8 protein-coding genes and 1 tRNA gene are annotated in these 10197 nt (G+C 67.7%); 3 read left to right on the forward strand and 6 right to left on the reverse strand.

Annotated elements, in window-relative coordinates; translation table 11 throughout:
* Positions 1-126: 126 nt before the first annotated feature.
* On the reverse strand, positions 127-2682 hold the full coding sequence (clpB, locus tag ACIHA7_RS07200; RefSeq protein WP_397286411.1) for an ATP-dependent chaperone ClpB: 2556 nt from the start codon (positions 2680-2682) through the stop codon (positions 127-129).
* Between the two features lie 268 nt (positions 2683-2950).
* On the opposite strand from clpB, the gene ACIHA7_RS07205 reads away from it, so the two are divergent.
* The 3 genes from ACIHA7_RS07205 (at position 2951) to ACIHA7_RS07215 (ending at position 6043) form a co-directional block, all read left to right on the forward strand.
* Positions 2951-3886 (forward strand): NADP-dependent oxidoreductase, encoded by a 936-nt coding sequence (locus tag ACIHA7_RS07205; protein ID WP_397286413.1) that lies wholly within the window; start codon positions 2951-2953, stop codon positions 3884-3886.
* A 202-nt stretch (positions 3887-4088) separates the two neighbouring features.
* The gene (locus tag ACIHA7_RS07210) at positions 4089-5246 is read left to right on the forward strand and encodes an FAD-binding oxidoreductase (RefSeq protein ID WP_135233864.1); all 1158 of its coding nucleotides are present in this window, start codon (positions 4089-4091) and stop codon (positions 5244-5246) included.
* A 17-nt stretch (positions 5247-5263) separates the two neighbouring features.
* A complete protein-coding gene (locus ACIHA7_RS07215; RefSeq protein WP_397286416.1) occupies positions 5264-6043 on the forward strand; it encodes an FAD-binding oxidoreductase in 780 nt (259 codons plus the stop codon).
* Between the two features lie 106 nt (positions 6044-6149).
* Here ACIHA7_RS07215 and ACIHA7_RS07220 read toward each other — a convergent pair whose 3' ends face one another.
* The 5 genes from ACIHA7_RS07220 to ACIHA7_RS07240 all read right to left on the reverse strand — a co-directional run bounded on the left by ACIHA7_RS07220 (position 6150) and on the right by ACIHA7_RS07240 (position 10184).
* Positions 6150-7319 carry a globin domain-containing protein gene (locus ACIHA7_RS07220; protein ID WP_397286418.1) on the reverse strand — a complete coding sequence of 390 codons (1170 nt, stop codon included), beginning with the start codon at positions 7317-7319 and terminating at the stop codon, positions 6150-6152.
* A 569-nt stretch (positions 7320-7888) separates the two neighbouring features.
* The gene (locus tag ACIHA7_RS07225; protein ID WP_397286420.1) at positions 7889-8293 is read right to left on the reverse strand and encodes a heat shock protein transcriptional repressor HspR; all 405 of its coding nucleotides are present in this window, start codon (positions 8291-8293) and stop codon (positions 7889-7891) included.
* Entirely contained in the window at positions 8293-9453 is a 1161-nt protein-coding gene (dnaJ, locus tag ACIHA7_RS07230) for a molecular chaperone DnaJ (RefSeq protein WP_147141965.1), read from the reverse strand. Before dnaJ ends, ACIHA7_RS07225 begins: the two co-directional genes overlap by 1 nt.
* 24 nt (positions 9454-9477) lie before the next feature.
* Positions 9478-10110, reverse strand: a complete 633-nt coding sequence (gene grpE, locus ACIHA7_RS07235; RefSeq protein WP_397286423.1) for a nucleotide exchange factor GrpE — start codon at positions 10108-10110, stop codon at positions 9478-9480.
* Position 10111: 1 nt separating this feature from the next.
* Positions 10112-10184: transfer RNA gene (locus ACIHA7_RS07240), tRNA-Lys, on the reverse strand.
* Between the last annotated feature and the right edge of the window lie 13 nt (positions 10185-10197).

Below are 10197 nucleotides of genomic sequence, written 5' to 3' on the forward strand. Positions count from 1 at the left end.
TCGCCCGCCCGGCCCGCTGGTGACAGCCGACACAGCGCCCGCGAACCCGGTCAGCGACACCGCGCGGCGGGCCGGCGCGCCGATACCGAGGCATCGAACGCCGACCCGCCGCGGCGGCATCGACTCTTACTTGCCGACGATCAGCCCGTCGCCGTCCGGCGTGACGGTCACCTTGACCGAGTCACCGTCGGCGATCTCGCCGGCCAGCAGCTCCTTGGCCAGGGTGTCACCGATCGACTGCTGGACCAGCCTGCGCAGTGGGCGCGCACCGTAGACCGGGTCGTAGCCGCGCACGGCCAGCCAGAACCGGGCCGAGTCGCTCACGTCGAGTGTCAGCCTGCGCTGCGCGAGTCGCTTCTGCAGCTGGTCGAGCTGGATGTCGACGATGTGCTCGAGCTGCTCCTCGTCCAGCGCGTGGAACATCACCACGTCGTCGAGCCGGTTGAGGAACTCCGGCTTGAACGCCGAACGCACCGCGTTCATCACGAAGTCGCGCTCGCCGCCGGCGCCGAGGTTGGAGGTCAGGATCAGGATGGTGTTGCGGAAGTCCACCGTCCGGCCCTGTCCGTCGGTGAGCCGCCCCTCGTCGAGCACGGCGAGCAGGATGTCGAACACATCCGGGTGTGCCTTCTCGATCTCGTCGAACAGCACCACCGTGTACGGCCTGCGCCGCACCGCCTCGGTCAGCTGACCACCCTGGTCGTAGCCGACGTAGCCGGGCGGGGCGCCGACCAGCCGGGCGACCGAGTGCTTCTCGCTGTACTCGCTCATGTCGATCCGGACCATGGCGCGTTCGTCGTCGAACAGGAAGTCCGCCAACGCCTTTGCCAGCTCCGTCTTACCGACACCGGTCGGGCCGACGAACATGAACGAGCCGGTCGGCCGGTTCGGGTCGGCGACACCGGCACGCGCCCGGCGCACCGCGTCCGACACCGCCTGCACCGCCTCGGTCTGCCCGACCACCCGCTTGCCGAGCTCCTGCTCCATCCGCAGCAGCTTCTGGCTCTCGCCCTCGAGCAGCCTGCCCACCTGGATACCGGTCCACGCCGACACCACCTCGGCGATGTCGTCCGGGCCGACCTCCTCCTTGAGCATCACCTCGCCGTCGGCCGCCGCGCCGGAGACCTTCTCGGCCTCGGCGAGCTGCTTCTCCAGCGCCGGGATCTTGCCGTAGCGCAACTCGGCGGCCTTGCCGAGATCGCCGTCGCGCTCGGCCCGTTCGGACTCCCCGCGCAGCGACTCCAGCTCCTCCTTGAGGACGCGGACCTGATCGATGGCGCTCTTCTCGTTCTGCCAGCGGGTCATCAGCTGGTTCAGCTTCTCGCGGTCGTCCGCGAGTTCCTGGCGCAGTTTCTCCAGGCGTTGCTTGGAGGCCTCGTCGGTCTCCTTGCTCAGCGCGACCTCCTCGATCTCGAGTCGCCGCACCGCGCGCTCGACCTCGTCGATCTCCACCGGGCGCGAGTCGATCTCCATCCGCAGCCGCGACGCCGACTCGTCGACCAGGTCGATCGCCTTGTCCGGCAGGAACCGGGAGGTGATGTAGCGGTCGCTGAGCGTGGCGGCGGCCACCAGCGCGGAGTCGGTGATGCGCACGCCGTGGTGCACCTCGTAGCGCTCCTTGATGCCGCGCAGGATGCCGATGGTGTCGGCCACCGACGGCTCGCCGACCAGCACCTGCTGGAAGCGCCGCTCCAAGGCGGCGTCCTTCTCGATGTGCTTGCGGTACTCCTCCAGCGTGGTCGCGCCGACCAGGCGCAGCTCACCGCGGGCCAGCATCGGCTTGATCATGTTGCCCGCGTCCATCGCGGATTCGCCGGTGGCGCCCGCGCCGACGATGGTGTGCAGCTCATCGATGAACGTGATGATCTGTCCCGCACTGTTCTTGATGTCCTCGAGCACGGCCTTGAGCCGCTCCTCGAATTCGCCGCGGTACTTCGCGCCCGCGACCATCGCGCCGAGGTCGAGCGAGACCACGGACTTGCCGCGCAACGACTCCGGCACGTCACCGGCCACGATGCGCTGGGCGAGGCCCTCGACGATGGCGGTCTTGCCGACGCCGGGCTCGCCGATCAGCACCGGGTTGTTCTTGGTGCGACGGCTCAAAACCTGGACCACGCGCCGGATTTCGGTGTCGCGCCCGATCACCGGATCGAGCTTGCCCGAGCGGGCGGCCTCGGTCAGGTTGGTGGAGTACTTCTCCAAGGCCTGGTAGCTGCCCTCCGGGTCCGGGCTGGTCACCCTGGCGCTGCCACGCACGGCGGTGAACGCCTCACGCAGCGCGTCGGCACCGGCTCCGTACTTCTTCAGCAGCATCGTCACATCCGAGTCGCCCGCGGCCAGGCCGACCATGACGTGCTCGGTGGAGACATATTCGTCGCCGAGCTCGGTGGCCAGGCGCTGCGCCGCGGTGATCGCGGCCAGGGCCTCGCGGCCGAGTTGCGGGGTGGTCGTCGCGCCGGTCGCGCTCGGCAGCCGGTCCACGATGTCCTGTGCCTCGCGCCGCACCGTCGCCGGGTCGACGCCGACGGCCTTGAGCAGCGGGGCGGCGATACCGTCGGTCTGGTCCAGCAACGCCACCAGCAAGTGGGCCGGACGGATCTCCGGGTTGCCCGCGGCCGAGGCCGCCTGCAAAGCGGCGGTCAGGGCCGCCTGGGTCTTGGTGGTGGGATTGAACGAGTCCACAAGTCACCTTCCTACTGGTCGATGTGTTACGGCGCCGAAGCCTGATCCGCACGAACTCCACGCGCGGCTGCGTTGCCGTCCTTTACCTCCAACGTGGGAAAGGTTGAGTCTGTTCCGCTCAAGTTTAGATATTTTGGCCGCGTGTGAACGGTACGCCGCGACACCCGCCCAATGCGATGAATCACAGCGTCCATGGGGTATGGATGCATACGATGACCCTGGCCGTTAGTTGATGCATCACTCTTCACCCCGATCAAGGAGCGAATGGATGCGCGCGATTGTCGTACGGAAGTTCGGAGCCACACCCGAGTTGACCGACATGCCGGTCCCCGAGGCCGGAGCGGGCGCGGTCCGGGTGCAGCTCGAGGCGGCGGGGGTCAACCCGTTCGACGCGAAGATGGCCGACGGAATACTGGACGGCAAGCTGCCGCACGACTTTCCGATGATCCTCGGGGTGGACGGCGCGGGCACCGTCGCGGCGGTCGGCCCCGGCGTCACCGGGTTCGCCGTCGGCGACCGGGTGGTCGGCAAGTTTCTCAACCCGCCTGCAGGCCACGGCTCGTTCGCCGAATTCGCGGTCGTCCCGGAGAGCGGCATTCTGGTGCGCGTCCCGGAGGCCGTGCCGACCGTAGCGGCCGCGGCGCTACCCACCGCGGGCCTCACCGCCCAGGACATGGTGGACGGCACCGAGATCGAGCCGGGCCAGACCGCCCTGATCGTCGGGGCCACCGGCGGCGTCGGCTCGTTCCTCGTCCAACTGGCGAACATGGCGGGCGCGAACGTCATCGCCACCGCCCGCGGCGACGTCGCCGACCAGATGACCCGGCTCGGCGCGGCCGAGACCGTCGACTACACCGCGGGCTCGGTGCGCGAGCAGGTCGGCGCCGCGCACCCCGACGGCATCGACGTCCTCTACGACCTGGTCAGCCCGCCCGAGGTGCTTGCCGAGCTGGCCGAGCTGGTCCGCGACGGCGGCACCGTCTACTCCACCATCTGGTCCGCCGACGAGGACGCCCTGCGCAGCCGGGGCATCCGCGGCGGTAACATCGAATCCAAGGGCGGCGCACGGGAATTGGCGCGGCTGCTGGACCGGGTAGCCGAAGGTGACGTGGTGGTCCCGATCGACGCGACCGTCCCGCTCGCCGACGGCGCGCAGGTTATCGGCGCCACGGGCGCACGCGGTAAAACCGTGCTCGCCATCTGACCCGTCGACCGCCCGTTCCCGACCACGTGTGACCTCGAGCGCAGGTCCGCAACACCGCACGTTTGCCCACCGATTACCGTTTGGCCCGGTCTTCAGGTACTAACCAACACGACCACGGCATTTTCGGGGATACTGATCAGCGGAGGACCGCCGGTTACGGGTATGTCCCCGGGCAGAACTGAGGGAAAGGAAGCTCCGCGTCGTGGATGCGCGTTCGGCTGCGCTGGTCCGCGCCAACTTCCGTTCGGTAGTCGAGGCACCGAATGGACCCGAACGGTTGGTCAGTGCGTTCTACGGTCACTTGTTCGCCGAGAACCCCCAACTGCGGGAACTCTTTCCCCCTGCGATGGATATGCAGGCCAAGCGGATCGCCACGGCGATCCAGTACGTGCTCGATCACCTCGAGGATTGGGAGCGGGCGCAGAAGTTCCTCGAACAACTGGCGCGCGACCATCGCAAGTACGGGGTCGACGCGGCGCACTACGACGCCGCGGGACGGGCCTTGCTGTCCGCGTTCCGCGCCTACAACGGCGCGGCCTGGCACCGCGGCCTGGAGGAGGGCTGGCGCGACATCACCATCCTGATCTCCGCGTCCATGGCCATCGGCGCCAACTCCGACAAGTCCCAGCCGTACTGGGAGGCGACCGTGGTCGGGCACCGCAGGGTGCTGGAGGATCTGGCCATCGTGCGGTTGCAGTCGGAGAGCCCGATCCCCTATCAGGCCGGACAGTACGTGCCGCTCACGGTGCCGCAGCGGCCGAAGATGTGGCGCTACTTCTCCCCCGCGATCCCGGCGAATCCGTACGGCGAGATCGAGTTCCACGTCCGCAAGATCCGCGGCGGCTGGGTCAGCCCCGCCATCGTGAACGAGACCAGGGTGGGCGACCGCTGGCAGATCGCCGGACCGCTCGGCGGGTTGCACGTCGACCGCGACAGCGGCCGCGACGTGCTGCTGATCGGCGCGGGCACCGGGATCGCGCCGCTGCGCGCCCAGCTGATCGAGATGGGTCAGCGCGGTATCAACCCGCGGGTGCACTTCTTCATCGGCGGCCGCTACCCCTGCGATCTCTACGACGTGGAGAACATGTGGCAGCTCTCGCAGAGCAATCCGTGGCTCACCATCGTCCCGGTCTGTGAACAGAAGACCAATCCGTGGTGGTATCCCCATCCGCCGCAGGAAGAGCCGTACGGCATGCACCGGCGGCTGATCGGTAACCTGGGCGCGGTGGTCGCGAGCTTCGGCGCGTGGGCGGACCGGCAGATCCAGATCGCCGGGTCGGCGAAGATGATCGCGGACACCCGGCGTGCGTTGATCGCGGTCGGTACTCCGGAGCACATCATCAGCTCCGACCCTGTGTGATGAAGGAGGAGGCCCCGATGGGGGACCTTAGTGCGCTCGGTAATGGCGCACCCCTGCCGGCCGAGTGGACCTCGACGGTCGTCGGACACCATCGAATCCGGCACGATCTCGCGGTGATTCGCCTGATCGGCGAGTTCGTCCCGTTCCTCGCGGGCCAGTCCGTCGAGGTGACGGTGCCCCAGCAGCCGAGCATGCGGCGCAGGCTCTCGCCCGCGCTGCCGCCGTCGCTGGACGGCAAGCTCGAGTTCCATGTGCGCACGGTGCCCGGCGGCTGGTGCAGCGGCTCCATTGTGGCCGACACCAGACCCGGCGACGAATGGCAGATCCGCGCCCCGCTCGGCAGCTTCGCGGTCGATCCGGCGGGCGAGGAGGTGGTGATGATCGCGGGCGGCACCGGTCTCGCCCCGCTGCGCGCGCAGATCCTGGACCTGGCCCGCGAGCCGGAGCCGCCGCGCACCTACCTCTTCTTCGGCGGCCACACCCCGCGCGACCTGTACGCCTCGGACATGCTGTACCTGCTGGCCGATGAATTGCCTTGGCTCACCGTCATTCCCGTGGTGGAGAGCCCGGACGATCCGAGCTGGGAGGACGAATGGTACGAGCGCAGCCGCGTCGACATCGGCTTTCCGCCGGACGAGATGCTCTTCGGCACCCTCGCCGAGGTGGTCGGTTCGCACGGCGCGTTCGACCACCATCAGGTGCTGGTGTGCGGCTCTCCCGCCATGGTCAATGCCACGGTCGACCGGCTGCTCGCCACCGGAACTCCGCCGGAGCGAATCCAATTCGAAGGGCTCTGAAGCTCTTTCCCCGACGGCGTAGCCGGAATCCGGTCGCGGTACTGGGCGCGACCGGATCCCGACTGTGTCCGGGACAACGGGAGGGGTCGAGATCCCGGACGGCCGGTCAGAACAGGGGGTCGTGGCGGATGTTCTTGGCGAGCGTCCCCGCGGCCATCATGCGGAACTTGGTGGTCTGCACCATCGATGGCGAGCCGACGATCTGCACGTCCCGGTCGGCCCAGGCGCCGAAGCTGGCGACCACCTTGCCGATCTGCCCGGTCAGTCGCGGCTCCAAGCCCGCGTGCGCCGGCGCGAGTTCGCCGGAATCGGTGTACCACCAAGGGTTTTCGTCGTGCTCGGTGACCGGTGTCACGGTGAGCCAGCGGTTGGCGACGGCCAGGCTGTTCAGCGTGTCCAGATCGTAGAGGTCGCACGGATGATGGCCACCGACGAACAGGTGCACCTTCGGATTGGTCCGCCGCTGCGCCATCGCCATCAATTGGGCCCGCAGCGGCGCGATGCCGGTGCCGCAGCCGACCATCAGCATCTTGCGCTTGGTGTTGCGCGGGATGCCGAGGCCGCCGAGCGGCGAGCCGAGCAGCCACTGGTCACCGACGGCGGTCTGGGCGACGACGGCGGGGCTGACCCAGCCGCCGAGCACGGCACGGACGTGAAATTCGATCTCCCCGTTGGCATTAGCGGGCACCGCGGGCGACATGTAGCGCCACATCCGCGGCCGGGACGGGACCTGCACGCTCAGGTATTGCCCCGCGGCGTAGGACATCGGCTGGTCCAGCTGTAATCGCAGCACGGTCAGGTTGCGCAGCACCTCGCGGCGCTCCACCACGGTGCCGGTCCAGACCGGTGGGGTGGTTTCCTTGTCCGCCGCGCCGATCATGGTGTCGGCGATGATCTTCAGGCCTTCGTCCCAGGCCCGGTCGACCTCGTCGGTCCACATCTCGGTGCCCGCGTACACCTTCATCGCGGTCTTCAGCGACACCGCGACGGCCGTGTAATGCGCTGCCTGCACACCGTATTTGCGATGATCACGCCCGAGCTGGGCGAGGAAGGGCAGGAGCTTGTTCGGCTCTTCGAGCCGGTCCAACGCATAACCGATGGCCTTGACAAGGCGATCTCGCTGTGCGTCCATGGCTGCTGGAAAGAAATCGCGGACTTGGGGGTAGTCGGTGAACAGGATCGCGTAGAACGATCTCGCTAATTTTTCCGGCCCCCCTTCCTCCGCAGCAACCGCCTTGAACGTAGTTCTGATCAAAGCGACAGTCCGCGAATCCATTTGTGTCACAACCCCATTTCGCACTCGAACACAAACTGTGCCGGCGAGTGAGGTGCTGCGGGACACTCGTCAGCAGCCGTTGCCAAGGAGTGTAGGCGAGGTTTGCCAGGAGCGGAATCCTCCGTTTAAACAACAAGCGTGTAATTCTTCGGAAACGAGGACACACAGCGCAAAACGCGCACTAAACAGACTGAAAGATCGTAAAAAACGGGTGAAATCGGTCACAGATACACTGAATTTGCAAGACTCGATCTGCAAGTCTCGCCCAGCGGTCATCGCAGAGCGACTGCACGGCAACATCGCTGGGCATTCGACCGACTCAGCCGGGTCCGCGTCGCGCGTGACGGCATCGGGGCGCGCGGTGAAAGATGACGAGTAAAGCGGACTTCCGAGCGAGTTCCCGGCGCACGCACACACACCCGGCCTCGGCTTATCTTTGGCTATCCTTCAGAAACCGCTGAGCCGAACTACTTCGGGCCGCTGACCTCGACGCACGATCACCTGCGTAGAGACCAGCGGCCCGATAGTTAGCCAGCCGTATTCAGTATTGTTGCGCTGCGTTCGTTCGCTCAAATACCACGGCGATTACGCGGTTGCCACACCACCAGTGCGGTACTGCGTTGCGGCGGCGAAAGATCGGGCCGATAGCCCGCTCGCAACCGATCCAGCTCGGCCGACAGCTCGGCGACGCGCTGCTGCAATTCCTCGACCTGGTTGGTGAGTTCGATAATGCGTTTGATGCCCGCCAGGTTGACGCCCTCGTCCTGAGACAGCCGCTGCACCTCGCGCAACAGCTCGACGTCCCTGGCCGAGTAGCGTCGCCCGCCGCCCGAAGTGCGTTGTGGCGTTACCAGTCCCAGACGGTCATAGGTACGCAAGGTCTGCGCGTGCATGCCCGCCAGCTGGGCCGCCACCGAGATCATGAAGAACTCGGCACGCGACCCGCCGGACGCCTGCTTCGGATCATGGGACATCAAGCACCTGCCCATCCTGCCCGTGGGTCGAAACCGCTGGCCTTCTCCGCCTCGGCGTAGCGCCGCAGCGCCTCCGCGGCGTTGTCGTCCAGCTTCTGTGGCACCGCGACCTTGACGGTGACCAGCAGGTCACCGGCGCCCCCGCCGCGCTTGGGCACGCCACGACCGCGCACCCGGAGGATGCGGCCGTCCGCGGTGCCCGGTGGCACCTTGACGCCGACGCGCCCCTCCAGCGTTGGCACCGAAACCGTGGTCCCCAACACCAATTCGCTGTAGCTGACCGGCAGCACCAGGGTCAGGTCGTCGCCGTTGCGGCCGAAGACCTTGTCCTGGCTGACGTGCACGCTGACGAACAGGTCACCCGATGGCGCGCCGCGCAGGCCCGCCTCGCCCTGTCCGGCCAGCCGAATCCGTTGTCCGTCACTGACTCCAGGGGGAATCCGCACCGTGATGGTGCGCGTGCGGTTCTGGATGCCGCTGCCGTGGCAGTCGACGCACGGGTCGTCGATGATCGAACCGGTGCCCCGGCAGTCATCGCACGGCTCGCTGAAGCCGAATGCACCCTGGTTGCGGCTGACGATGCCGGTTCCATTGCAGTGCGGGCAGACCCGCGGGCTGGTACCCGGCTTGGCGCCGCTGCCGTGACACGTGGTGCACGGCGACGGACTGGTCATCCGCAGCGGAACGGTGACGCCCTGCGCGGCCTCACGGAAGCCGAGGGTCGTCTCGGTCTCCACATCGGCCCCGCGGCGCGGGCGGCTGGTCGTGCGCGTGCCGCCCCGGTTGAACAGGCCGCCGAGCAGGTCACCGAGTCCACCGTCGCCGGCGTTGGCGCCGCCGAAGATGTCACCGATGTTGAAGTCCTGCGAGAAGCCGCCGCCCGCACCGGGAGTGAACCCGCCGCCGCGTGGATAGCCGCCACCCGCGAACAGCTTGCGGGTCTCGTCGTACTCCTTGCGCTTGGCCGGATCCGACAGCACCGCGTGCGCTTCGCTGACGGTCTTGAACCGCTCCTCGGCTTTGGTATCACCGGGATTGGCGTCCGGATGCAGGTCACGCGCGAGCTTGCGGTACGCCTTCTTGATCTCGTCCTGCGAGGCCGTGGAGGAGACACCCAGCTCTTTATAGAAGTCCTTTTCGATCCACTCCCGTTGACTCACCGGATATCTCCTCCTCTCGCGTCTTTATTGTTTGTTCGCGCCGGCATCAGCATCCGATGCCTCTGTCGCTTCGGCCGCGCCGTTGTCGGCCTCGCCATCGGTTACCCCGACCAGCGCGTGCCGAAGCACCCGCTCGCCGAACCGATAGCCCTTGCGCATGACGATGCCGATCACCGGGTCGTGCCCGGAGCCCTCGTGCTGCACGGCCTCGTGCAGGGTCGGGTCGAAAGGCTCACCCGCCGAACCGAATTCCTCGAGCCCCTGCTTGTGCAGCGCGGTGGCCAGCTTGTCGGCCACCGACTTGAGCGGTCCGGAGTCCAGGTCGCCGTGTGCCCGCGCCCGATCGAGATCGTCGAGCACACCGAGCAATTCGGTGACCACGGCGGCCTTGGCGGTGTCGATCGCGGTCTTGCGGTCGCGTTCGACGCGGCGCCGGTAGTTGGCGTACTCCGCGGTCAGCCGCTGCAGGTCGGCGGTGCGCTCGGCGAGCTCCTTGGTGATGGCATCGGCCAACAGCTCGGCACCCTTTTCCGTATCGATGACGGACTCCGCGCCGTTGCCGGTGCCCGGGCCGGACCCGGGGGGGGGGGGGGGGGGGCCGCCCGCCCCCCCCCCCCCCCCCCCCCCCCCCCCCCCCCCCCCCCCCCCCCCCGACAAGTGCCCCCAGTAGGGCTCGAACCTACGACCTGCGGATTAAAAGTCCGTAGCTCTACCAACTGAGCTATAGGGGCGCGGTGGGCCAGT

This window comes from Nocardia sp. NPDC052316, assembly GCF_044547795.1.
In the GTDB taxonomy this organism is placed as follows: Bacteria; Actinomycetota; Actinomycetes; order Mycobacteriales; family Mycobacteriaceae; genus Nocardia.